Origin of the sequence: Pontibacter ruber, assembly GCF_023630205.1 — a bacterium.
Taxonomy (GTDB): domain Bacteria; phylum Bacteroidota; class Bacteroidia; order Cytophagales; family Hymenobacteraceae; genus Pontibacter; species Pontibacter ruber.
In genome coordinates, this window is record NZ_JALPRR010000002.1 from 210846 (window position 1) to 235899 (window position 25054).

Below are 25054 nucleotides of genomic sequence, written 5' to 3' on the forward strand. Positions count from 1 at the left end.
GTCTCTTTAATATTTTAAGAAGAATTATGCATGAGCTGGTTTCAGGCTCCTTTTACGATGTAGTTCCTGTACTTGCTTATAATTCTGTTGTAAAACGTATCGGCTCCTCCTGAAATACCGAGCTTTTCCAGCATAAGTTGCAGCTCTACCTTCAGTAGCTTGTGCGGGAAGAGCAACGTGAGTATAAGCAGCATAACAGCCCCTGTTACCATTTGTGCACCCAGGATCAGCCAGAACGGCATGTCGGCACCGCGTAGCAACGAGCTGACCAGGTAAATGCCAAGGGCGATGACCAACCCGTTGATAATGCCCGGCAGATAAATCGATATCTGTTGTCGGTACGAAAGATCCAGCACCCGGTTCATCACCCGCTGGTATAAAACAATGCGTACCAGTTCTCCCATAAAGACAGCCAGGGCAAAACCAATCAGGCCATAGTCACGCATCAGGTAAAAGAACCCGATGATAATGAGTATGAATGATACGTTCAGCAGGATCTTCATGTTAAGAACGGCTTTGGCATCGCAGACAATACCTGCAAACATGGTAATAAAGCTCAGCGGAATGGCCAGGCAAAGCACCTGCAGTACCGGTACCGACTCGGTCCACTGCGGGCCGAGCAACAGGTAAATAACCTCGGGAGCAGCCACCATCAGGCCCAGGCACACGGGTATAACCACGGCAGCCAGCAGCGTGATGCTCGAAAGGTACACCTTACCAAGCCGCTCGTTATCGGACTGCATTTTACTGAAAGAAGGAAACACCACTTTAACAAGGGTACGGGTGAGCATGTACATGGGCAGGTTTACCAGCATGTAGGCCCGGTTGTAGATACCCAGCTTGTGCGAGCCCAGTGTGCGGCCGATCAGGATCGTAGGCAGCTCGGAGCTCAGGAACTCAAGGAAGCTGATAACCGACATCTTGCTGCCATACTCCAGAAGCGATCTATATGCTTCCCATTTAAAGATTAGCACAATGTTGTGCCGCACCACGGCATACGAACCGATAGATACCAGTGCCAACTGCGCCAGCGATGCCAGCACCAGGCTCCATACGCCATAGTCCAGGTAAGCCAAAAGAACGCCAATGCCCAGGTAAGACACCACGTACGAGGCTGTTTCTAAAATGCTGATGACCTTGAACTGCATGTTGCGCTCCAGCAGGCTGGAGGCAGTGGCAGAGGCGCCGCTGATCAGAAAGGCCAGGCCCATTACCTGCACCACCGGTGCAGCCTCCGGGTTTTTGAAAAGCTGTGCCGCATATGGGCCCAGTAGCCAGGTCAGTACTGTAAAGAAAAGGCCAAGCAGAAACGAGGAGGTGAAAGCTGCCCGGATGTGTTCCTGGGTTAGGTCTTCTTTCTGGACCACTGCCTTATTCAGACCCAGGTTGGCAAAATAGTATCCGAAGCGCACGATAACGGCCGATATCGCTACCAAACCAAAAGCTTCCGGAGCCAGCAGCCTCGCCATTACGGAAGTATAGCCGATCTGCATGACCGCGTTTGCAATGGTTGCGGCCGTTCCCCACTTAAGTCCGTTTACTGCCTTCGAAGCTAAATCTTTACTCATCCCCTCTGCTCTGTATGATATTGTTCAGGAAACCGGTACAGACCATAGCATGGCCTGTACCGGTATTCTCTTTATAAATTTTATTGAAATGGCCTTGTGCAGCCAAGTTATACATAGTAATAGCTTGCCTTTTTCTTGTAGCCATACTCGTATGTATTGCTGTAGTCCAGGTCGTTGATCACCATGTAAATGTTCTTGATCTTTCTGGACAAGTATAGCTCGTTTACCTGGTCAAGGAGGTCTTTGGTGGTATACTTGTGCTTCACTACATAGATGTTTGTATCCATGTGCTTCATCAAAATAAAGTACTCGGATACAAAGCCGATCGGCGGTGTATCGATCACCACGTAATCGTACTCCTGCTTCAGCCTTTCGATCAGTTCGGTCATCTTAGAGAGCTCCAGCAACTGGATGGCATTATCCGGAATCGGGCCGCAGGAAATCACGTCCAGGTTCTCGATCTCTGTTTTCTGGATCACCTCATCAAGCGGCAGCCCCTGTGTCAGGTAAGAGGAGAGGCCGGCAGCGTTGTGCGTGTTAAAATACTTGCCGAACGTAGGCTTGCGCATATCCGATTCGATGAGCACCGTGCGTTTGCCAGACATGGCCAGCTCGCTGCTGAGGTTGACAGAAGTAAACGTTTTGCCTTCCCCGGAAATAGACGAGGTTATACCAATTACCTTGAAGTTCGACTCCGCCATCAGGTACTGCAGGTTGATACGAACAGACCGGAAAGATTCGGCTATGGCCGAGCGAGGGTTGTTCTTCACAGCCAGCTTATCTGATTTGCTGCCGTGCGCAATCACACCCAGGAACGGGATCTTGGTAATGGTAGCCAGATCGCTCTTGCCTTTGATGGTATCGTCTGCCTTGTCCATCAGCACGATCATGGCAGCCGGAATGATCAGGCCGATGATGAGCGCCAGCATGTAGATCATGTTTGGCTTCACGTTAACTGGGCCGGCGCTGCTCAGGGTAGCACGGTCCACCACTTTTTTGTCGGTGGTGTTGGTAGCCAGCGCGATAGCGGCGTCAGCACGTTTCTCGAGCAGGAACGAGTATTTCTTGTCGATAAATTCAGATTGGCTCTGCAGGTCGGTCAGGCGGCGTTCCTGTTCCGGTTGTTTGGCCAGATCGCCTTCTATACGGGCAATTCTTCTGTCTACATCCTGCAGCGAAATATCAGACGAACGGATCTGGTTTTTCAGGTTTGCTACAATGGCATTGCGTGTGCTGTTGATCTTTCCTTCCAGCACCTGCAGCATCGGGTTGTCTGACGTAGCATTCACTTTATACCCTGCCTTTTGCTTGTTCAGCTCCGACAATTCCAGGAACAGGCTGTTCAGGATCGGGTTTTGAATGCCGGCCACAGTCGGTGATACTGCCTGAGTCAGCTCGCTGCCGTTCTGGATCTGGTCCAGGATGTTTTCATAGTATATTCTATCGGTGCTGATTTTAGACTTCTCCGCTTCCAGTTGCGAGAGCTTCTCAAAGCTGATGTTGGACTGCATGCCAATATCTGAGATCCTGTTAGCCGAGCGGTAAGAGGACAGCGCCTGCTTACTCTGCTTCAGCGAGTCGGTCAGTGTGGCAATCTGCTTGTCGATAAAATCCAGTGTCTTGCGTCCGTTCTGGTTCTTTTCTTCCAGGTCGTTGGCTACATAGGCATCCATCAGGGCGTTGAGGAACAGGATCTGCTTTTCGGGTATGCTGCCCTTGCTCGATAGTGCCAGTACCCTCGATTCACGCTGCAAAGGCTGTACCCACAAAGAAGACTGTTGCTGGCCTACCTGGCTGTCCATGCTGTTGATTACAAAGTAGAACTTTTTCGCTGGGGTCTCATCAAATTCCTTTGCGCGCTCCAGTGTAAAGCTCATGTACTTGTCCTGGTATGGCTTGCCAAACTCCAGCACTTTCTTAAACTCCATCTCCGGCAGGTACTCCAGCGTGGTGTGGTTTTTAAAGTTGTAGCGGGCTACATCTTTTGCTTTCAGCGTCAGCTCATACTTGTTGTCCGGGAGGATGCGTATCTCAAAGGGGGCATCTACCAGCTGCTGATGGGAAGTGTCCAGCTTCACGATGTAGGGGGCACTTTTATACTGCTCCTCCACGATCAGGTCGGTTGCCTTGTTCAGCCAATGGTCGTTCACACGGTAGTATGATACAGAGAAGTCAACGTTCTGCAACGCTTTCTTTACCATGTCTGCGGACATCAGCAGGCCGATCTCGTCCTCTACCTTAATACCTTTTGGCTGGGAGCCTTCCAGCAGGTTCAGCAGTTCCTGCGCTTTTTTGGAGCCGGTATGCTGGTCGCCTAATAAAAGTGTAGCACTGAATTCGTAGACACGGTTAGAGCTTTTTACATATACATAAGCAGCAGCTAAGGAGATCAATGAGAATGCCAGGAAAAGGTACCATTTGGACCGAAACTTGAACAACCAGCTCTTGATGTCTATCTCATGCTCTTTATTTTGCTTTTTCATTATCTTATTCGAAATAATTTAATAGTAATACAGCTGTCGAGATGGCTGTTAACGCCACAGTAGCCACGCTTAAGCCAACCAGGTTGTCTCTCCTTACCTGTTTTTTTGATGGCTCTACATATAGTACGTCTCCAGGCATCAGGTAGTAGTAAGGAGATTGTACGATTTTGGGATCGGTAAGGTCCAGTAGCACCACTTCAGAGCCTTCCGGTTTCTGACGTATCAGCTTTACGTTCTGTCGGCTGCCACCAGTGGTCAGGTCGCCGGCCAAACTAAGGCCTTCCAGAAGGTTGGCACGCTCGTTATACACGAAAAAATGGCCAGGGTTACGCACTTCGCCCAGTACACTGATCCGGAAACTGATCAGCTTCACAATAACAGTGGCATTGCTCACATACTTGTCGAGGTTGCGCTGGATGAGGTCCTGCGTCTGGGCAGTGGTCATGCCGGCAACTTTCAGTTTGCCCACGGTCGGAAGTGTAATATTTCCTTCCTGATCGACAGAATAACCGCTCAGGTACATGCTGCCCGGATCGGAGATACCAAAGGCATTTGCGGGATCAATGATGTTAAAGATGTTCGACATTTCAGGCTGCACACTCTGCACCTTCACCGACAGAACATCGTTTGGCTGTAGCGTATAGGATTTGTACGTATTGGTGATCTGAGTAGGTACCTGGTCTTTAAAGTTTCTGTTCTGGAGGTAGACCAACTCTCTTTTAGACATACAGGATGTGGCGCTAATAATGATTATTAGAAAGTAGAGTAGCTTTCTCATGTTCTCTGGTTAAGGGTGGTAAGTCAGACCGAAGCTGGTCTTTGGTGGATTGTGTTTTTGTCCTAAATTTTACTTTTTCCTTTATATAGTAATAGGAATAGCTATAAACTAATTTCACCATATATACTTGGAGGTCCGGAAAAAGATTCTGATTTGAAATAATATTCTTAAAATTTAATGCAGGTATTCCCCTGTGAGCAAACAGAGGCGGTTTATAATGAGGAACTTACCACAGGCTCAAAATAAAAAATTGCATTAAAAACGGGTATGTAAAAGTTGGGAGAGTATAGAACTGAAGCCGTTTTGCTTTAAGAGCAGCAACCAACGGGTCGGGCTGTAAGTATAAGTAGCCGTGCAATGTTACACACACGCCTGCCTTCGGGCGGCGCACCCTGTCTTTATACTTTGTTATTGAATGAAAACATCTATACGAAAGGCAATACACCAGGTAGACGTGCTGCTGGCGCCTTTTATGTTATCGGCATTTAAAGAGCAGAATGCCTTTACTAGCTTTTTATTTCATGCCCTCTTCCAAAACAAGGAGGAACTGGCCCTGAACCTGGCAGACCCGCAACAACAGGTAACAGTAGACGTTTTCCGCCGCTTTGTGGAGTACCACCTGGAGAAGGGGTATACTTTTGTTTCGCCTACGGACGTACTCAAAGGCCTGGACCCGGACAAGAAATCTATTCTGATCACCTTCGATGACGGCTACTACAACAACCTCAGGGCGCTTCCTGTTATGGAAGAGTTCCAGGTGCCGGCCTTGTTCTTTATTTCGGCCAACCATGTGCTGAAAGGAAAAGCTTTCTGGTGGGATGTGGTATACCGCGAAGGGAAAAAGGCAGGCCGCTCCGATGAAGCCATCCTGGAAGAAAAAGCGCACCTGCTCACACTGACCGATGAAGAAGTTGACAAACACCTGATCCGCACCTACGGTGAGCATTGCCTGAAACCGGTAAGTGATACGGACCGGCCGCTTACGTCTGCAGAACTGCGCACGTTTTCGGAGCACCCGCTCGTGTACATCGGCAACCATACCTGCGACCACGCCGTGCTGACAAATTATACTTCAGCAGGTATGCGGGAGCAGATCGCCCAGGCACAGGATATACTGGAAGATATGATAGGCTACCGGCCTGCAAGTATAGCCTACCCGTGCGGCGAGTACAACGAAGATGTGTTGAGGGCTACGCAGGAGGAGGGGATTGTGCTGGGCATCACAACCAATCATGCCAAAAATGCCTACCCGAGCCTCAGCGACCCGAAAACCATGCTTACGCTGAACCGGTTTACCATCTGGGGAACAGAAGACCTGCAGGGCCAGTGCGACTTCTACCGTTCTGATTACCACCTGCTGGACAGCATGCGCGGTATCTACCACAAGCTGAAGCCTTCTGCTAAAGTGTAAACAAGTACAATCACTAGTATAAAAAGAGGGCCTCTGCTGTTGGCAGAGGCCCTCTTTTTATACTAGGCTACCGTCATGACGGGCCTGGCCCGCAGGAAATCGAAGATATGGGTGGACTCTGCAAAGGTCATGCGTTGTGGCAGGTTCTCGTAGGAATCCTTGTAGTATAAACGCTCGCATGTTGGTAAGCCGGTCGGGTCCTGGATTAGGTCGTGGTTCCAGCCAACAAGCAGCAACCCATCCGGCTTCATGATGCGATGAAGCACGTTATAAGTAGCTTCCTGCGCCTCTTTTGCGTCTACGCCATGGCCAAACACACCGTTTAGCAGCACAATGTCGCAGCTTGCAGGTTCCAGGTACTGGTCAATTTTAAGGATATCGGCCGTCAGGTGTTTGTCTGCTCCCCAGATGTCGTTTCGTTCATCAATATCAACCGTGATTATTTCTACACCTTTGTTAAAATGTTTGGGATAATCGCAGGTATACGGAGCGCATCCTACCATCAGTATTCTTCCCTGTTTAATGCGTCTTAATTTTGGCAAAAGCTGTTTTTCAAGCCAGACGCGGTCAGGCTGCCTGGTAAAGTAGCTGGTATCGATGTAATAATGCAGCAAAAGCCATCGCTTTACTGGCATGATCAGCTGCCTTCTGATCAGAGCACTGATATCAGCAGGTGGGTTTTGAAGTTGGTTTATAGAAGCTTGCATCATATTCGAGTACTTTTAACATGAAAAAAGAAGTACAAGTGGGTATAAGCTATACTCTATATCATTTACAGGGTTATTACTTTTTTAGGTTGATATCGATATACCTAAAGAATAAACGTGTAACGTGATAGCAGTTTGAGCCAACCCCTGCAGTGATGCAGCAATCGGAAGAGTCGTACTATTTTAACTTGTGGGGAATAACAGGTGATGACCCTGGAGGAGAGATCCCGAAAAAGAAAAGAGCCACCCCCGTAACCATGCGATGGTGCTGGGAGTGGCTCACCTTTGGCTAAAGGTTGAAACAAGCAATATTATTCAATCCACTTGGTTCTTCTCTGAGTTTGTCTTACTACAGGCTGCTGTTTCAGCATGCGCAGGCTATCAGAAGGCTTACGCACAAGTTGCTGTGCAAATCCTTCTGAGTGTTCCAGTATACCACCTTTCAGTCTCCATCCTTTAGGTAGAAAAATGGCAACCTCTGTTGCCAGAGCCTCCAGATCAGAGGCAACGATAATATTGTATTCCATCGTACTTATTACTAACTATAGAGACAATATACTAGCTTATAACATAGGTTGTATCGTCGCGCTACGAATTTTTTTGCTGTTGGTTTACATTCCTAAAAAATTTTAGCAATGCCTTACAATTGTTCAATTTAAAGCGCCTTTTATTGAGATTTATCTGGCAAACGCAGGTAAGGACTATATGAAAATTTAAAGAACGCATCCAGACTTAGATCAGCAATAACTTTGTTTGAAGTAATTGCCTGCTCCAATATGCCTTTATACCTGACTTGGAATAAAGTATAAATTATAACAGGTTGATAGTAAATAAGGTGAGGCCTTTTTGGTTTGTTTCCAGCGAGAAAGTATAACCATGACTTAAAAGTATTTCGCGGATCATCGTTAATCCTATACCTTGCCCGGTCTCTTTGGTGCTGAAAAACGGGGTGAAAAGCTGTGGGCGCACATGCTCGGGTATGCCTTCTCCATCATCTGTTATAATAAGCTGTAAAGGCTGCTGCTGCAACTCCACCCAAATATGGCCATCCTGCTTTACAGCTTCCATGGCATTTTTGAGAATGTTAAGCAGGGCCTGTTCCATCTGCTGTTCGTCCATAGGTATAAGTAGGGGTTCAGCTGGTGCTTTGAGACAAAAGGAAATGTGGCGAAGCTCCAGTTGCGACTGCATCAGGCGCTCGAGCCGTTGCAGCAGGTCCTGCACATTTACTGGCTTCTTGTTCGGAGCGGGCAGGCGTACCACATCGGCAAAGTTGGCCATAAACCTGCTCAGGTTTTTGTTGCGGTCGATGGCTACCTGCAGGGCATAGGTAAAGTCCTCGCGGTGTTCCTCGTCTATCTGCGGGGTATAGTATTGTACCGAGTCAAGTATGGAGTTGATGGCGCCTGTTGAATTGTTCACTTCATGCGACATCATCCGGATCACCTTCTCGTAAGCCTGCCGTTCGTTTTTGATGATGGCTTCCGTTAGCTCTTCTATAAGTATAAAATAGCGTTGAAAGCCGCGATCTATAAACTGGGCGCGATGGGCGCGGTAAGTGCGGATGCCGTTCATCCGGAAGGTATGCGGTTGCCCTGTCTGCACCTGGGTCAGCTCCTGTGCCCAGGCGTCAGGCAGGGCAGCCAGTGGTTTACCGGTCAGCTCTTTTGCAGGCAGGTTCAGGTAACGCTCGGCAGCCGGGTTTATACTTGCGATGTAGTTGTCGAAGTCCAGCAGGATGATGCCGGCAGGGGAGGCCTGGGTTATCTTCTCGAGTAAATAATGTTTCTCGGCCTGCGCCACCCGTTCCTGCCGCAGTTGGTCTATCATGCGGTTGTATACATCCACCAACTCGTCGAGCTCCGGCTGCCCCACGCGCACAAACTTGGTCGAGAAATCCTTGTCGCGGATGGACTCTATACCTGCCCGTATCAGGTTGAGCGGTTTGAAAAATGCACTGTACAGTTGCACCGTTATGATAATGGAGCCAAGCACCAGCAACTCCATGCCCAGGAACAGGATCTTGTTCTGCTGCAGCAGGAAGTAGGCCATGGCAGCCAGCAACCCGTGTACCACCACCGCAAAAAGAATGAACTTAGTCCTGAGACTCATACGGGATGCCGAATTTATCGAGGCGACGGTACAGGGCGGCACGGCTTACGCCCAGTGCCCGGGCCACTTTGCTGATATTGTTGTGGTAGTAGGCCATGGATTTCCGGATCATCGATGCTTCCATTTCGTCGAGCGTCATGGCGCCAACGGCTGGCAGGGTTTTGTCGCCGGCTTTTACGATGCCTTTCTGCGCCTGCCCCTGGAAGTCTTCCGGTATCAGCACTTCGTTTTCTGCTACCAATACGGTTCGCTCCACCAGGTTCTTCAGCTCGCGGATGTTACCCGGAAAAGGCAATTCCTTCAGCCACTGCAAAGCCTTCGGGCTCACTTCCAGCTCCGGACGGTGGTACGTCTGCTTCAGGTTGTTTACAAAGAACTGCACCAACAGCGGAATGTCGTCGGGGCGCTCGCGCAGGGCAGGCAGCCGTACTTTGATCAGGTTGATGCGGTAGAACAGGTCTTCGCGGAATTTACCTTCCTCTACCATCTGCTCCAGATTGCGGTTGGTGGCGCACACCACCCGGATGTCCAGTTTTCGGGAACGGCTGTCGCCTAATACCTCGTAGGTGCGGTCCTGCAGCACGCGCAGCAGCTTTACCTGGCTGTTCATGTCCAGCTCGCCGATCTCATCGAGGAAAATAGTACCCTTGTTGGCCATCTCGAAGCGGCCCACGCGGTCGGCTTTGGCATCGGTAAAGGCACCGCGTTTGTGTCCAAACATTTCGCTCTCAAACAGGCTGGAAGAAATGCCGCCCAGGTTTACTTTTATAAATGGCTGGGATTTGCGGAGGCTGTTGCGGTGAACAGCCTCCGCGATCAGTTCCTTACCCGTACCGCTTTCGCCTTCGATCAGTACCGAGGCGTCGGTCGGAGCGATCTGGCCAATCCTCTTTAAGATCTGCAGCAAGTGAGCGTCTTGCCCTACAATGTTGCCAAAGTTATATTGCAGATCCAGCTTTTTGCGCGTCAGGTTTACCTCGCTGGCTGTAGGTTGCTGCGACAGGCTCAGGGCCGTACGCACCGACTGCAGCAGGTACTCATTGCTCCAGGGCTTGGTAATAAAGTCGGCGGCACCCAGGCGCATTCCTTCCACGGCCAGGCTGATAGAGCCCCAGCCCGTGATGAGGATAACCGGCACCTGTGGCATCCGTTGCTTGAACTGGCCCAGCAGCTGCAGCCCGTCATGGCCTGTGGTGTCGATGGAGAAGTTCATGTCCATGATCACCAGTTCGAACGAATGCTGCTGCGCCAGCTCAAGCGCCTCTTTGGGCGAGGCTGCTTCTTTGGTCTTGAAGCCATGCTGTTTCAGCAATATGCTGAGCGAGGCACGAACGGCACTGTCATCGTCTATAATCAGGATCATGAAATCTGGAGCTGCTAAATCAGGTATAAAGATAAATTTTTTAAGTATAAATTGCTATTACTCTTCGTGCAGGGCAACGGCCGGATGGATGGCAGCGGCCTGCCGGCTAGGGTAGAAGGCACAAATTACCGTAAGCAGGTAGATGATTGCGACAGCACCCACTATAGCAATCGTGTACACCACCGATTCTATTTCGAATACCTGTAGCAAGGGAAGTTGCACGGCAAACACCACGCCCAGCAGCAGGCCTAACGTTGCCAGCACCAGCACCTCGCCTATGAACTGCCGGTAAATCTGACCGGAGGCGGCACCCAACGCCCGGCGCAGGCCTATCTCGCCGTGGCGACTGTTGATGTTGTACCACAGCACCCCGAACAGCCCAAGGGCCACATTCAGGATCAGGAAAGCACACACAAGACCCAGCGCAATCATCGGTACCAGGGTAAGTTTGGCTTTGTTCTGGCGCATTTTCTCCAGCGTGGATACTTCCATAGCCCAGTCCTTGCCGATTGCTGAAAGCTGCTTTACCATTTTTTCTTCAAAGTCTATACCTGTGCCTGGTTTTACCCGGATCAGCACTTCATTCCAGAAAGAATTGGGGTTCTTTTGCAGGTTAATGCGGGTAAAGAAGGCCGGTCCTTCGGCGGCGAACTCACTGCCGGCACGGAAATAGTCTGTGATGCCTACCACCTGGTAGTTTGTGGAGTCATTTACAGGAATAACTTTACCCAGTGCGTCCTCTTCGCCAAACAGTTGCTGTTGGAGCGCCTTGTTGATCACGATGGGCTCGTGGTGAGAGGCATTGTCCTGCGGTGCAAACCAACGGCCTTCACGCACCTGCAGCTGCATCACTTCATCATAATCATCCTCTACTTCATAAAAGTCTGCCATCAGATCTTTTACATTGCCATAAGACAGGTTATTGTTCATCTGGCTAAAAGCAAAAGGGGCATTGCTGCTGGAAAGGGAAACATGCTCTATTTCCGGGAAAGCGTGCAGCCGCTGCAGCACCTGCTCCAGGTTCTGGTGGTTGAGGGCGGAGGAGTCGGTAGAGGGCCGCATGGTGAGCAGCCACACATTTTCATGCTCAAAACCAAGCGGTTTGGTATAGTTGCGCACATTGTACACCACCAGGCTGAGCACCCCAAACAGCACCAGGAAGCAAATGAAAATTTCAGTGATCAGCAGGAAGTTGCTCTTCTTCCGGTTCCAGATCAGTTTAAACAGATGGCGTATCATTTCGAACCTCCTTTCAGCGCCTCTACGGCATGTAAGCGTGACATTTTATAAGCCGGGAATACTCCGGAAATCAAACCAAAAACAAGGCAAAGCAGCAGGCCGATCGCGAACACGCGCAAGTTGAGCCCCAGGTCTGCATACACAATGATGCCGCTGTTGTTGATATACCACAGCACCAGCGCTGACAGCACAAAGCCTAGCAAACCACCCAGCAGCGTCAGGAAAATATTCTCAATGATGAACTGCCCGATGATGGTGGAAGAAGTGGCGCCGAACGCTTTGCGTACCCCGATCTCAGAGGTGCGCTCCATGATGCGGCTGATGTTGATGTTGACCAGGTTGATGGTAGGCAACAGCATGAACAGAAATGCCAGGCCAGCCAGTATACCGTACAGTATACCAACACCGGGTTCTTTTCCATTGCCTAAAAAGGTGCGGGCAATGCTCTCCAGAAAAGTGTCCGGGAAGGAGAAGAGTTTGGTGCCTTTCTCCGGTTGCTGGCGTTCTACTTCCTGCATCATAGCCGCATACTCCGCTTTTATTTTAGGTATGTCCGCAGCCTGCCGTGCTTTGATGGTGGCAAAGTAAGTGCCTCTCAGACCGGGTTTACTAAACTCCTGGCTTTTAAGCGAAATGGGTACCCACACGTCGGCATAAGATTGAACGCGCAGCACCGGTACGTTTTCGACTACGCCTACCACTTTATACTTCACCTGGTCTACTACAATGTATTGCCCGATGGCCTGCGCTTCTCCAAAATACTGCTGGCGGGTATTCTCGTTGATCACAGCTACTCGGCTGGCACTCTGCACGTCCTGCTGCGTGAAAGCATTTCCCTCCAGGAAGTTAAAGTCCAAGATGTCCCAGAATTCCCGGTCGGTATACTTGATATCGAGCGCCAGCTTGCGGTTATTGATGTAGCTGTTCACCTGGAAAAACATAGAGTTTACCGATACCATTTCCGGTGTCTTCAGGGGGCGTATGTGGCGGTCAAAGAAGTGATAGCTGAGCGGACTGCTGCTGTTATACCCCTCCTTTACCTGCTCCCGCATCATATTTACAAAAAGCAGCTTATCTGTTTCGCGCTCTGGCATCTGCGGCCCGAAAGTATGGTCAAAAAGAGAAGTGGCCACCATCAGCACCATCAAGGTAAAGCTGATGCCGAAGAGGCTGATGAAGGTAAAGAACTTGCGCCGCAAGAGCACCTTCAAGGCTATTTTAAGGTAATTCTTCAGCATGGCTATACTTGTTGAAAGTTGTAGGTGGCTGTTTTGGCATCAGATACCTGCTGTCCGTCGAAGAAGCGGATGAGGCGCCCGGTCTTGTGGGCCATGTTCTCGTCGTGCGTTACCATCACGATGGTGGTACCATCTATGCGGTTCAGGTTGAGCAGAATGTTCATGATCTCTTCGCCCATTACCGAGTCGAGGTTACCGGTAGGTTCGTCAGCCAGTATGATTTCAGGCTGGCCGATCAGGGCGCGTGCAATGGCCACGCGCTGGCGCTGTCCACCGGAAAGCTGGCTGGGGAAGTGCTTGGTACGGGCGCTGAGACCTACTTTCTCGAGTGCGGTCAGAGCTAGTCTCCGGGTCTCGGACGCTGATGTGCCGCTGCGGTAGAGCAGGGGCAGCTCTACGTTGTCGAGCACGCTCAGGTCGTTGATGAGGTGGTAGCTCTGAAACACAAACCCCAGCTTCTGGTTGCGCAGGCGCGCCAGTTGTTTGTCCCTGTAGTTGCTGATGGGTGTGCCGTCGATCTCTACCAGGCCATTGGTAGGCTCATCGAGCAGGCCCATGATGTTGAGCAGTGTAGATTTGCCGCAGCCCGATGGTCCCATAATAGACACAAACTCACCCTTTGGTATCTCAAGGTTAACGTTGTGCAAGGCTACCGTCTCGATGGACTTTGTCTGGTAGACTTTTTCGATGTTCTTTAACGTGATCATAGTTTTATACTTGGTTCTGATATTGTTTTAATTGTTGATTGCTGCAGTGCTAAATTGTTGGTTTGCGAAACCGGGTCCAACCACCCCTGCCCCTCCTTAACCAAGGAGGGGAGCTTTTTCTTACTCTTTCTCCTTTCTTCCATTGTTCAAGTGCTTTTCCATTAATTGCTTTTTCTTTAGCTATAGTCATCACCGTCAAAAGTGGTAGTCCAAAGCTCCCCTCCTTGGTTAAGGAGGGGCAGGGGTGGTTCGTATATTCAGTTATTCAAAATTCACTCATTCAAAATTCGCCATAATCGCCTGCTGCTGTTCAAAATCATAGAGGGTGAGCTGGCGTAGGTTGTAATGTGCTTTCCAGAACTCGCTGAGCGAGGTGATGTGGGCGCGGCGGGCCTGGTCTTTTTCGGATAAGGCGATGTTTAAATCGGTGATGCTGATGCGCCCGATAACGAAGGTGTTCTTGGCGATGTCGTAACGCTCCTGGGCAATGGCGTCGGCTTCGGCAGTAGTGGTAATACGGGCCTTCAGGGTATTGTACTGGTTGACCTGCGTCAGCACGGCCTGCTCAAAGGTAGCCTCGTCCTGGTCCACGGTGTACTGTACCAACTGGCGGTTCATTTCAGCTACTTTATAGATCGAGCGTTGGCGCCCCCAGTCCATGATCGGCATGCTGAAGCCCAGGCGTGCCCGTTGCTGGTTATCAGGGGTTCTGTAGATATCAGTGAAGTTAGAACCGCGGTCGGTAAGGCCGAAGGTGGCGAACAAGTTAGCGTTTAAACCATTGTCGCCTTTTGCTTTTGCCACTTCACTCTCTGCTTCTAATAGCCTTCTTCTGAAATTGATGTCTTCTTTGCGGTTCTTCCTGGCTTCAGCTAGGGCTATATCAGGCGTAACGATCGTTGCCGGTACTTCTTCAGGAGTTTTGAGCTGGAGTTGGTCTGTGTCTTTCATGCCAATGTATGTTTTGAGGGCAAGGGCCGCGGTTTGCTGATCGAGGGCGGCCTGTGCCATGGCCAGTTCGGCATTCAGTACTGCCAGGCGCAGTTGCAGCAGGTCGTTTTTGGAGAGGCGGCCCAGCTTATACTTCTCATCCGCGATCTGGTAGAGGGTATCGTTGTTTGCCAGGTTCTTGCTGGCTATACTTTGGTTGGTTTGTGCCAGCAGCAGGTCGAAGTATAGTTTAGTGGCGGTAACGGCTATTTTTTCGCGCTCCTCCAGGTACTGGCGCTGCGACTCCTGGTAGCGGAGCGGCTCGATCTTTTTGGCCCAGGCCAGGTCGTTGTAGGCAAACAAAGGCTGTTCTATACCTATAATAGCCGGATTGCCGTTGTAGCGGGTCTGGTTGCTGTTAAAATCGTCGAAGCGTTGCATCACGGAGTTTACAAAGATGGTACCGCCCGTAGCGCTGATCACCTGGCTCATGCTCAAGCCCAGTTCGGCGTTGTTAATCGAAACCGGTTTGAATTCGGTAGTGCCGTCAGGTTGTGTGACCGGGTTAATGGTGCGGCTGAAATCAGGAAGTATGCCTGCCAGTTTTAGCTGCGGTTTGTAGTCAGATTTGAAGCTGCGCCACTGCCAGTAGCTATTCTCGCGGCTGGTCTCCACCTGGTGCGCTACCGCCGACTGCTCCTGCGCCAGGGCAATCACTTCCTGCAGCCCTAATTGGCGCGTGGCAGGCTGTGCTATACCCTGCACGCAAGGCAGAAGCAGTATCACAAACAACAAACAAAATTTAGTAGACATAAGACATAGGACTTAAGACACAAGACTTTTATTTCAACTCGAGACTCAGAACTCAGAACCCGCGACTCATTTCACTTTTATGCGGTCCATGTGCTGGTAATCTGCCATATCGGAGATCACTATTTCCTCGCCGGGCTGCACGCCGCTTTCCAGCTCTACAAAGTCCACGTTGCTGACACCGATCTTTGCGTCGCGGCGTATGAGTTCACCTTCCTGCAGCACGTATACCTGTGGCTTGCCCGTGTTTTTGAAGTAAGGGCCGTTCTGCACACGCAGGGTCTTGTTTCGGGCGGCGGTGCTCACGTACACATCCACGCGCAGGCTGGGGCGCAGCAGTTGGTGCGCTTTCTCATCCAGGGCCACAAAAAAAGTGACCGTGCCATTCTCTACAGTAGGTTTAATGGATGCGATGGTGCCCTTCAGGTCGGTATCGTTCACCCGAACGATGGCGCTGCCGCCGGGGCTAAGCTGTTCAGCGAAGGCATCCGAAATGGTGGCCTGTACTTTATAGCTGCTCAGGTCGGCGAGGCGGGCAATGATGTCGCCGGCATTCACATTGCTGCCGATCTCATTCTTCACCCATGTGATCACGCCGGGCTGTGTGGCGCGTACCTCGGCCTGTTCCATCTTGCGCTGCAGTTCTTCGATGGAGCGGCTCTGCATGGCCAGGGTGTACTTTAGCTCCTGCTCGTCGGCTTTCAGTAACTGGCGCTCGGTTATCATGTCGCGCTCAATCTGGGCCAGTTCCTGCTGCGCGATCTTCAGGTTAAGGTCGGCCTGTTTCACGCTTTCCTGCGTGCCGCCGCCTATTTTGAGTAGGTATTTTTCATCTTCGAGCTGCGCCTGCAGACTCTTGACGTTCATGCGCTTTATCTCCAGTTGAGAATTGAGTGCGTTGAGCTTCTTCTGCAGGTTGAGGTTCAGCTGCACCGTTTTGTGCTTGCTTTGTTCCTGTTCATCTTTCAGCTTATCGTAGGCCAGCTGGGTGAAGGCCCGGTCGAGGAGCAGGATCTGGTCGCCGGGTTGCACCTGCTCACCGGTGTTGTGCACCACCTGCTCAATGCGTGCCTGGATAGGGCTGGTGATCACCTGCTCATGCTCCGGCACCACCGTACCTGAAGCGGTGATGGTTGCTACTACCGGGCCTTCCTCTACCCGGGCAGTTCGAAGGCTGGCCCTTTCTATACTTGGGGTAATCAGGCCGCGAAAGCCAAAGATAGCTGCCACCACCAGGGCAACTGCTATACTTAGTTGCCAGATGCGTTTGCGCTTCCGGGCTTGTTGTGTGGTGGCTGATAATTCACGATCCATAGTTTTATTTTATACTTGCTCGTGAGAGTATAGCCAATTAAGGTGCCAGTTATGTAATTAATTGATTTACAGCTAATTGTGATGTAAAAAGTTGATTTTAAGGCTTTTGCAGGTGTTCAATACTGAACAGTTTGTGCGGTTTTGGGAGGGGAAAGATTGTCTTGGGTTATTTAAGATTTTAAGAAGTATATATGAAGAATTATATGTATTTTGAGAGGTTGTTATTTCTGTTAGCTGACGGATTGGGTGTATAGCAGGAGTAGCTAGTTAAAGTATGAATTTGAAAACTATATGAAACTTCTTTACACCTTTCTTTTTCTTATCCTTATGAGTTGCAGCGGAAACGGTCAAACAGCCAAAAATGATAAATTAGTAAAAGCTCTGAATAATTCAACATTAGAAACGAGAGGAAAACTTGTTGAAATCAGCCCCAATGAATATCGTCTTGACTACTATGATGTGCATGAAGAGGACAGTCATTTTGAATACTTGAGTGAAAAAGGATATCAGGGAGGAGGCCCAAGTTGGCTTGGAATCATATATGGAGCTATCCAAATGTCGGACCCAGCTATTCATTCTGAAATTAGTTTTGACGATGAAGCCGAAGGACTAGCAATCTGGAGCTCTGATAAAGAAAGTTTAGAAAAAATAGGGAGGTTAATCTATGTGGTTAAATCTGATGAGAACATCATGATGGAAGCCATAAAGGTAGCTGAGCAAGCTGGAGAAATGGAATAGGAGACAGTGTACAACAAAGTTCATAACATAGGTTTCGGTTATGCCTCCCCACATTATGCACGAGTATGTTAAGCAGTAAATAAACTAAAACAAACAATTACTTTACTAATTACTGGAAACTTTATCATGGGATTATTTAGCTTTTTTAAAAGAGAGAAAAGTAACGAATCGAACAAAAGTTCATTGATCTTGGGAATGGTGCTTTTAGAAGAAGCTGATTCACTTAATATAAAAGGAGTTGTTTCTGAGTTGAGAGGCAACTGGAAATTAGAAGTGGATGACAGTGAATCAAGTGATGAGTCATCTGTACTTGTGGTTGATGGTTATAGAGTAGCAATCGGAAACATGCCTGTCCCTATTCCTGGAGTTGAAATAGAGGAAACAGCTGCCTATAACTATCTGTGGCCAAATGGTGAAAAAGAAGCCACCAAGCATAAAGGCCATATTATATTGTCTTTGATGAATGGAGGAAAAGATCCTGTAGCTGAAAATCTACTTTTCAATAAAGTTGCCTCAGCAGTTTTGAAAAATAGTAAATCTTTAGGGGTGTATATAGGTGGACGATCCCTCTTAATAAGTAAAGATTTCTATTTAGGTAATACTGAAATAATGTCAGAAGAAGACTTGCCGCTGTATAACTGGGTTTACTTTGGGTTAAGACAAGAAAATGGAAAGCAGTCTATCTATACTTATGGTCTTGCCGAGTTTAATAAGAAGGAAATGGAGATCATCAACTCATCACGTACGCTGGAAGAACTGAATGAAATAATGTTTAATATGGCTCATTATGTCATAGCTCAAGATGTAAAGTTGAAAGATGGTGAAACTATTGGTATCTCAGCAGAACAAAAATTAAAGATCAAAGAGTCAAAAGGTAAGTTCCTAGAAGGTAATACCTTGAAAATAATATACTAAAATACAGCTTAGAACAAGGTGCAGCCATTATGCTCGGCTATACGAGTCTGCTGTATATACAAGTCGTTATAGCACATCTAATATCAAACTATAAGGAATTGAACTTTCTCAATTTATTCGGCACCAGTAAGCACAAAACAGCTGAGCAGCGAAAACAGCAGACAGAGAAAAACCTGAGAGAGTTGGGCGTGCCAGTTAACCCACACTTGCCTTTTGTTGAAGATTATGCTACAGCCAAGATAAGAAACAGCCAGGAAGTGGTCAGAAGGTTAATTATTCTATCTGTGATGGTAGACTGCGTGCATGCCTATGATGAGCTGACAAGAGAGAGTACAGTCGAATACTTCAAGCGCATGGGTTTGTGGGAATATGTCTCTGAAAATGAAAAAGTATACCTGCAGTCGAAGAAAGCCAATAAACAGTTTGAGAACGAATTAAGCTGGAGAACAGAAGCCATGAAAGTGCTGTTCTGGGCTTTGGGCTTTATTGAGAAACTGGACTTGCCTACAGAACAGGCTGATGTGTATAACGCGCATCAGGCGACACAAAGAAAGTATAAGTCACTAAAGGAGTTTATCGGAAAAGCCAAACTCAGAAGTACAGAAGAAATACTGGATGAGACGGACTTTATCTACAGAGCGCATTGGGCAGTCAGGAATGCAGAACTGCAAGGGCAGGAAGTGCCGGCTAACTTCAGCAGCGATATTGTCTACGAACGGCACTATGCCTTCAATTGGCTTACCTGTTATGCCGAAGACTGGGATGATATTACTTGTGATACATAAAAGAGAAAACTATACCTCATACACACCTTTGCGGTAGCATACCACCGAAAAGCCGGGTGCACGTTAGACAAAAAAGAAAACTACCTTAAACATACTTATGGCGTGAAGTCATGCCGGAACAGTGATTAAAGCCTATTCACATGCAAGTAAAGATCTGGGAGAAGAATCTGACTCAAACGAAATCTAAAAAGAAGAAAGGGTTTTTACGAGAATGGGGCGATGCCATACTTTTCGCTGTGGTGGCGGCCAGCCTGATTCGCTGGGCTACGTTCGAGGCTTATACCATTCCGACGCCTTCCATGGAAAAATCGTTGCTTGTAGGCGACTTTCTGTTTGTAAGCAAGCTGCACTACGGGCCGCGCACCCCCATGACACCGCTGCAGGTGCCGCTCACGCACCAGACCATCTGGGGTACCAACCTTTCTTCTTATTCAGACGCTATACAGCTGAAATCATACCGGCTGCCGGGGTTTTCAGAAGTAAAGCGCAATGATGTGGTGGTATTTAACTTCCCGCCGGAAGAGCAGCACCCTGCCGACCTGCGCACTAACTACATCAAGCGCTGCATCGGCATAGCCGGCGACTCCATCACGATCCGCGACAGGCAGGTATACATTAACGGAAAGGCCTTTGGAGAACCTGAGCAGGCGCAGTACAAGTACAACATCATAACAGATCAGCGGCTGAGCGAGAAGTTTTTCTTGGACCGGGGCATTCGCCTGCATGATGTGGTGTTCTCGGAAAAGGGCTATTTGCTGGATCTCATGCCAGAGCAGGCAACAGCGTTAAAGGCGATGAGCTTCATCAAGGATGTTGTCCTGTGGGAGCAGCCTGAGGCTGCTGACGCGGTTTTCCCGCATGTGCCGAGCAAGTACGCCTGGAACCGCGACAACTACGGTCCGCTGTACATACCAAAAGAAGGTGCTACGGTAGCCATCACACCGGAAACACTGCCGCTCTACGAGAAAGTAATACTTTCGTACGAGCACAACGAAAATGCCCAGGTACGCGACGGCAAGCTCTACATCGACGGCAAAGAAGCCAAGCAGTATACTTTTAAGCAGGACTACTACTTTATGATGGGCGATAACCGCCACAACTCGCTCGACTCCCGCTACTGGGGCTTTGTGCCAGCCGACCACATCGTTGGCAAAGCCGTGATGATCTGGATGTCTACCTATGAGTATGGGAGCTTTTTTGATAAAATTCGTTGGAGCCGCCTGTTTAACCCGATCGACTAGTTAAGCTTATAGATAGACCAGGAGCAGCTTTTCTTAATGGTTAAAGTGCATCGGGTCAAAAAGGAAGGAAGTATAATTTTATCTAATCAAACACATAAACCAATCAGCGGCTACGGCTAGCGCGCTTTTTGTACCAGCCATTACGAGCAATCGGAAATATATTAGTGTAAGAAAACTACTATACTTACAGGCTTCCCAGCATCAAAATCACTACTGCTTCCTTTGCCAGAGAAACTCATGTTGGGTTGTGCCAATGACAGGTGTACTCAATCTTAACTGCCCATCAGAGAAAGTATAATACCTGATCTGGTCATGGCCTACCCAGTTCGGGAAATGGGAAATTTGGATGTGGTGTGTGACCGCCTTTGCCGAAGTGTCTATCGTGTAAGTACCGCTATAGGCAAAAAAACCGTTGTAAGCAGATAAGATTTCTTCCGTAGTGCCCTGCAGGAAGTTACCGGAAGCGAACAGTTTTCGTTCCCGCTTCATCAACTCGACCATCATGTTTCCGTTAGGGTCATACAAAATCTGGCCAATGGCATCTTCTCCAAAAGGATGCGATTCCCGGCCATCTGCTTCCCGGGCTGTCCATTTTACAAGACTCCAAACGCCTATAAATTCCTTTGCTATATCCATATTCATGTTTTTAAAGATGTTAAGCGGCTGTTAAACTTTGATGTTTGTACAGAAGGGAAACGGAAGCACTTTCTTCCGCTAGAAGTGGGGCTTTCTTATGTCTGTTACTTGAGTAAAGCAAGCCTGTTGGGAGGCTCTTTCTTCAATTAACTAAACACAGAGTAAATGAGGGTGAGCGGGATGACTTACAAGTGCTGAGACCAAAGTCTGCTAACATAAGAACAGGTTTAACGCTGAGGACCTTTGCTAATTAATTACTCTGCAGATTAAGTTTTTGTTATCTGATTTATAGTCTAATTTATTGATAATAAGCAAATAACAGCTTTTTTGTCTCTGCAGCTAAGTAAGCCTGTTGTACTTTGAAAGCCCGATTGATAACCTACTTAGCCAGAAGTTGTGTATCGAGTAAAATGATCTGAAAATCTGCTTGATCAATATAAAGAGCAGTAGTTGCACGAGTGCAGATTTGGTGCAAATGCTGCATCAACAAATTCTCTTTAAACCATACTTGCTAAAATAATCTGCCGCATACCGTATACTCTAAAAACTTACTTAAAATCCACAGAAACTATGAAGATTCTATTAGTAGGCGGCACCGGCACCATCGGCAAAAGAATTTACTGGAGGCTACAAAACAAGCACGAACTGGTGACGGTTGGCACCAAAAGCGGCGATGTGCATATGGACATGACAGACCCCCATTCCATCGAAGAATTGTTTAACTCCGTCGGTAAGATCGATGCCTTGGTCGTGGCAGCAGGGGGTGCCCCAATGGCTTCATTAAAAGAGCTTACCCAGGAACATTTTTATGAAGGTATCCGCAGTAAAATGATGGGGCAGATCAACCTGGCACTTATCGGGCAGCGCTACATCAATGCCGGCGGAAGTATAACGCTCACCTCCGGAATACTTGCCGATGATCCGATCGCTATGGGAGTTATACTCAGTACGGTAAACGGTGCGGTAAATGGTTTTGTGGTGGGAGCCGCTGGTGAATTGTTCCGGCAAGGCATCCGCATCAATGTCGTAAGTCCGGGTGTAGTAGAAGATTCGATGGAGGCAATAGGCGGTTACTTTCCGGGGCATAACCCGGTACCGATGGAACGGGTGGTCAACGCCTATGTGAAAAGTATAGAAGGCGTACGCACAGGCGAGATCATCCGGGTATTCTAGGATCATACAGAAACCTTTTTATTTCTCGTTCTGCTGTACGATCCTGCAGATACAGCCTGCTTAAGAGTATGGCCGGTAAGTATAAAAGCCTCCTGAAGAAATGAGCATCTTCTGGAGGCTTTTTTAACGTTTTACCACTGCAACTGAACTACAGCAAGTATAGATTTATACTTACATACCCGGCTGCGTTACCTGGTAATTTGCCTTAGCTTTTTCAGCATCCACCATGCTCTTCACATCTGCCAAGAGCTGTTTGGCGTCGTACACAATGCCGTCTTTTACAGTATACTTCACGCCGCCGGCACGAATTACTTTTCCGTCTTTGGCCAGCTGAATGGCGCCTGTTCCGTAAAGTACCTGCAGGTTTTTCAGCGGATTCTCTTCCACAATAACAAAATCTGCCAGCTTGCCTATTTCTACGCTGCCGATCTCTTTCTCCATACCCAGAGCTGTGGCACCGTTAAGCGAAGCAGCCCTAATGATCTCCAGCGGGTGGAAGCCGGCTTCGCGGAGCAGCTCCATTTCGCGCACATACGCAAAGCCATACAGCTCGTAGATAAAGCCGGAGTCGGTACCCACGGTTACGCGGCCGCCGCGGTTTTTATACTCGTTCACGAAGGTCATCCAGAGGCGGTAGTTTTCTTTCCATTGCACTTCCTGCTCGGTGCCCCATGAATGCCAGTACGAGCCGTGCGAATGGCGGCTGGGCGCGTAAAAATCCCAGAGTTTGGGCATGGTGTAATCCTTGTGCCACTCGGCCGTACGCGCTCGCATCAGGTCGCGGTTGGCCTCGTAAATATTAAAGGTCGGACTTAGGGTAAAATCCAGCGAGATGAGTTCGTCCATTACTTTGCTCCAGCGCTCCGAGTGTGGGGCAGCAGCCTGTTTCCATAGCTTGCCTGCCTCGCTGAAACGGTCCTGCTCGTTCTGGTAGTTGTAATCCAGCGAGTAATCCTGCACGGTACGATCGGTGAACATAGCTTCTGGCAAACCATACCAGTGCTCCATGGAGGTCATGCCGGCGCGGGCGCTGTTCAGCACATTCCAACGGCTCACATCGGTCTGTGCATGGTGGGCCGTAGAACGCAGTCCTAATTTTTTATTTTCTTCTATGGCTGCCTGCATAATTTCGGGAGCAGCACCAAAAAACTTAATGCCATCTGCGCCAAGCTTTGCATTAGACCGCACCCATTCGCGTGCCTGTTTAGGAGTAGCAATTGGTTCTTTGCTACCCTGCCCAAAGGTGGTAAAAGCGATGATTCTGGGAGCCGTAATGCTGTTTTTGGCGCTTTGGGTTTTTAGCTCCAGCACTGTTTTTATACCCTCCATCGAGCCCGGTTCGCGGATGGTGGTAACGCCGTGTGCCATCCATAGTTTGAACACGTACTCCGGGCTGGCGCCTTTGTCTTTACCTCCGATATGAGCGTGTGTATCTACAAAGCCGGGCAAGAGGTACATGCCCTCCGCCTGCAGCTCTTTGCCGCCCGATTTCAGTTGCGGACGTCGGGCCGGGTCGATGGGGGTGCCTGGGGCGCCTACGTTCCGGATGGCTACAATGCGGTTGTTCTCCACTACGATGTCTACCGGGCCGGTAGGCGGGGAGCCGGTGCTGTTGATCAGGGTAACCCCCCGGATAATGAGTTGTGGCCAGGGGCCTTCGCCTTCTTTTTGCACGCCTGTTGCCGGGCTTTGGGCAAAGAGCTTAAACTGCACGAACAGGCTGAGCAGGACAAGGTAACCGGCTTTTTTGTACTTCATAAGATAACGGTTATAAGGGTGATAGTTCCGGTGGTAGCTGCTGCCGAAGTGCTGGGAACAAGCGCTTTGCAGTACTTCAGCCATACATACCGAATGCTTCATCAATATACAAAGTATATCTCATTTCCAATATACAGAGCTCTTATAAGTATAGCCGGGCAGGTATAGCTGAAGAGTAAATTCGCCTTTATCTTAATCTGAGATGTAGGCTTCTTTGTTCTGTGGGAAGGTGAGTGCCGGTTTACCAATAATTTCGAGGAGCGTGGTTTCGATCATTCTGCTCATCGTGTTCAGGGGCAGGTCGTTTGCTTCGGTGCCAAAAGGCTCTTCTATCTCGTTGATGATGGCATCGAGCGCCATAAAAGTATAACTTACAAAAACCACGAACAAAGGCGTCATCCAGCCGATACTGTCTACAAGGCCAAACGGCAGCAGGAAACAGTAAATGTACACCGTGCGGTGCAGCAGAATGCTGTAAGGATAGGGGATAGGAGTGCTGGCAATGCGCTCACAACCCCCTACAATGTTAGACAGCTCGTTGAAGTTCTGGTCAAAGGCTGTGAAAGTGATGGAATCCAACGCACCTGCTGCTCTGCGTTGCTGTACCCAGCTTGCCATTTCCTGTAAGATCATAATGGGTTTATACTTCACAGCAAGTAAAGCCTGCACCAGGTCCGGGGGAAGCAGGCGCTTCAGGTCGGGTGTCGGGTCCGTTTTGCGTAGCTGGTGGTTTAGGGAATAGGTAAAAGCAATCAGCAACTGCACAAAGTAGGCTACCTGTTCCGAGTCAGCCGGAAGTCCGCTCATGGTGGTTACCTGCCGCGCCAGCGAACGGGTATAATTGAGCAAAGCACCCCAGAGCCGGCGCCCTTCCCAGAAACGCTCGTAGCTGGCGCTGTTCCGGAACCCCAGGAATATAGCCAGCGCCACCCCGATCAGGGTAAAAGGAGCCGGGTTGAGCGGAATCTTATAGTTAAAGAACTCCCCATGAAAAACCACTACGATCAGCGACATCAGCCCAAGCAACAACAACCGGGGAAAGATCTGCTGTAATACAGAACCTCTCCAGACAAAAAGCATCCGGAGCCAATTATGTCTGGGCCTGATGATCATCTGCTGATCGTTATTTCAGGATGGAAATTATGTAG

Annotated in this window: 22 protein-coding genes; 7 read left to right on the forward strand and 15 right to left on the reverse strand. The window is 49.0% G+C overall.

What is annotated here, in order from left to right:
- Window positions 1-41 precede the first annotated feature (41 nt).
- The 3 genes from MJ611_RS07735 to MJ611_RS07745 form a co-directional block, all read right to left on the reverse strand.
- Window positions 42-1568, reverse strand: coding sequence for a lipopolysaccharide biosynthesis protein (locus MJ611_RS07735; RefSeq protein ID WP_250429095.1), 1527 nt, complete (start codon window positions 1566-1568; stop codon window positions 42-44).
- 107 nt (window positions 1569-1675) lie between these two features.
- Window positions 1676-4051, reverse strand: a complete 2376-nt coding sequence (locus MJ611_RS07740; protein WP_250429096.1) for a polysaccharide biosynthesis tyrosine autokinase — start codon at window positions 4049-4051, stop codon at window positions 1676-1678.
- Between the two features lie 4 nt (window positions 4052-4055).
- Window positions 4056-4829 (reverse strand): polysaccharide biosynthesis/export family protein, encoded by a 774-nt coding sequence (locus tag MJ611_RS07745; protein ID WP_250429097.1) that lies wholly within the window; start codon window positions 4827-4829, stop codon window positions 4056-4058.
- Between the two features lie 415 nt (window positions 4830-5244).
- On the opposite strand from MJ611_RS07745, the gene MJ611_RS07750 reads away from it, so the two are divergent.
- Entirely contained in the window at window positions 5245-6240 is a 996-nt protein-coding gene (locus MJ611_RS07750) for a polysaccharide deacetylase family protein (RefSeq protein ID WP_250429098.1), read from the forward strand.
- A gap of 62 nt (window positions 6241-6302) precedes the next feature.
- Here the strand turns inward: MJ611_RS07750 and MJ611_RS07755 are convergent, their stop codons facing one another.
- Complete coding sequence (locus tag MJ611_RS07755) at window positions 6303-6950, reverse strand: class I SAM-dependent methyltransferase (RefSeq protein ID WP_250429099.1); 648 nt, start codon at window positions 6948-6950, stop codon at window positions 6303-6305.
- A 152-nt stretch (window positions 6951-7102) separates the two neighbouring features.
- On the opposite strand from MJ611_RS07755, the gene MJ611_RS07760 reads away from it, so the two are divergent.
- Window positions 7103-7240 (forward strand): hypothetical protein, encoded by a 138-nt coding sequence (locus MJ611_RS07760; RefSeq protein ID WP_250429100.1) that lies wholly within the window; start codon window positions 7103-7105, stop codon window positions 7238-7240.
- Window positions 7241-7258: 18 nt separating this feature from the next.
- Here the strand turns inward: MJ611_RS07760 and MJ611_RS07765 are convergent, their stop codons facing one another.
- From MJ611_RS07765 to MJ611_RS07800, 8 genes are all read right to left on the reverse strand, one after another.
- Window positions 7259-7474, reverse strand: a complete 216-nt coding sequence (locus MJ611_RS07765; protein WP_250429101.1) for a hypothetical protein — start codon at window positions 7472-7474, stop codon at window positions 7259-7261.
- A 283-nt stretch (window positions 7475-7757) separates the two neighbouring features.
- Window positions 7758-9059, reverse strand: a complete 1302-nt coding sequence (locus MJ611_RS07770; RefSeq protein ID WP_250429102.1) for a sensor histidine kinase — start codon at window positions 9057-9059, stop codon at window positions 7758-7760.
- Window positions 9043-10422: a sigma-54-dependent transcriptional regulator gene (locus MJ611_RS07775; protein WP_250429103.1), complete on the reverse strand. Its 1380-nt coding sequence runs from the start codon at window positions 10420-10422 to the stop codon at window positions 9043-9045. Before MJ611_RS07775 ends, MJ611_RS07770 begins: the two co-directional genes overlap by 17 nt.
- A gap of 57 nt (window positions 10423-10479) precedes the next feature.
- Window positions 10480-11661, reverse strand: a complete 1182-nt coding sequence (locus MJ611_RS07780; RefSeq protein ID WP_250429104.1) for an ABC transporter permease — start codon at window positions 11659-11661, stop codon at window positions 10480-10482.
- A complete protein-coding gene (locus MJ611_RS07785; RefSeq protein ID WP_250429105.1) occupies window positions 11658-12899 on the reverse strand; it encodes an ABC transporter permease in 1242 nt (413 codons plus the stop codon). Before MJ611_RS07785 ends, MJ611_RS07780 begins: the two co-directional genes overlap by 4 nt.
- A gap of 2 nt (window positions 12900-12901) precedes the next feature.
- Window positions 12902-13606, reverse strand: coding sequence for an ABC transporter ATP-binding protein (locus tag MJ611_RS07790; protein ID WP_250429106.1), 705 nt, complete (start codon window positions 13604-13606; stop codon window positions 12902-12904).
- 276 nt (window positions 13607-13882) lie between these two features.
- Window positions 13883-15349, reverse strand: a complete 1467-nt coding sequence (locus MJ611_RS07795) for a TolC family protein (protein ID WP_250429107.1) — start codon at window positions 15347-15349, stop codon at window positions 13883-13885.
- 66 nt (window positions 15350-15415) lie between these two features.
- Window positions 15416-16660 (reverse strand): efflux RND transporter periplasmic adaptor subunit, encoded by a 1245-nt coding sequence (locus MJ611_RS07800; protein WP_250429108.1) that lies wholly within the window; start codon window positions 16658-16660, stop codon window positions 15416-15418.
- A gap of 291 nt (window positions 16661-16951) precedes the next feature.
- On the opposite strand from MJ611_RS07800, the gene MJ611_RS07805 reads away from it, so the two are divergent.
- The 4 genes from MJ611_RS07805 to lepB all read left to right on the forward strand — a co-directional run bounded on the left by MJ611_RS07805 (window position 16952) and on the right by lepB (window position 20339).
- On the forward strand, window positions 16952-17398 hold the full coding sequence (locus tag MJ611_RS07805; protein ID WP_250429109.1) for an Imm51 family immunity protein: 447 nt from the start codon (window positions 16952-16954) through the stop codon (window positions 17396-17398).
- Window positions 17399-17524: 126 nt separating this feature from the next.
- Complete coding sequence (locus MJ611_RS07810; RefSeq protein ID WP_250429110.1) at window positions 17525-18313, forward strand: DUF4261 domain-containing protein; 789 nt, start codon at window positions 17525-17527, stop codon at window positions 18311-18313.
- A 98-nt stretch (window positions 18314-18411) separates the two neighbouring features.
- Complete coding sequence (locus MJ611_RS07815; RefSeq protein WP_250429111.1) at window positions 18412-19098, forward strand: DUF4272 domain-containing protein; 687 nt, start codon at window positions 18412-18414, stop codon at window positions 19096-19098.
- Between the two features lie 140 nt (window positions 19099-19238).
- Window positions 19239-20339, forward strand: a complete 1101-nt coding sequence (lepB, locus tag MJ611_RS07820) for a signal peptidase I (protein ID WP_250429112.1) — start codon at window positions 19239-19241, stop codon at window positions 20337-20339.
- A 210-nt stretch (window positions 20340-20549) separates the two neighbouring features.
- Here lepB and MJ611_RS07825 read toward each other — a convergent pair whose 3' ends face one another.
- On the reverse strand, window positions 20550-20981 hold the full coding sequence (locus MJ611_RS07825; RefSeq protein WP_250429113.1) for a lipocalin-like domain-containing protein: 432 nt from the start codon (window positions 20979-20981) through the stop codon (window positions 20550-20552).
- Window positions 20982-21545: 564 nt separating this feature from the next.
- Here MJ611_RS07825 and MJ611_RS07830 point away from each other — a divergent pair.
- Window positions 21546-22148, forward strand: coding sequence for a short chain dehydrogenase (locus tag MJ611_RS07830; RefSeq protein WP_250429114.1), 603 nt, complete (start codon window positions 21546-21548; stop codon window positions 22146-22148).
- Window positions 22149-22319: 171 nt separating this feature from the next.
- Here the strand turns inward: MJ611_RS07830 and MJ611_RS07835 are convergent, their stop codons facing one another.
- A complete protein-coding gene (locus tag MJ611_RS07835; protein WP_250429115.1) occupies window positions 22320-23906 on the reverse strand; it encodes an amidohydrolase family protein in 1587 nt (528 codons plus the stop codon).
- A gap of 192 nt (window positions 23907-24098) precedes the next feature.
- The gene (locus tag MJ611_RS07840) at window positions 24099-25019 is read right to left on the reverse strand and encodes a bestrophin family protein (RefSeq protein WP_250429116.1); all 921 of its coding nucleotides are present in this window, start codon (window positions 25017-25019) and stop codon (window positions 24099-24101) included.
- Window positions 25020-25054: the final 35 nt, after the last annotated feature.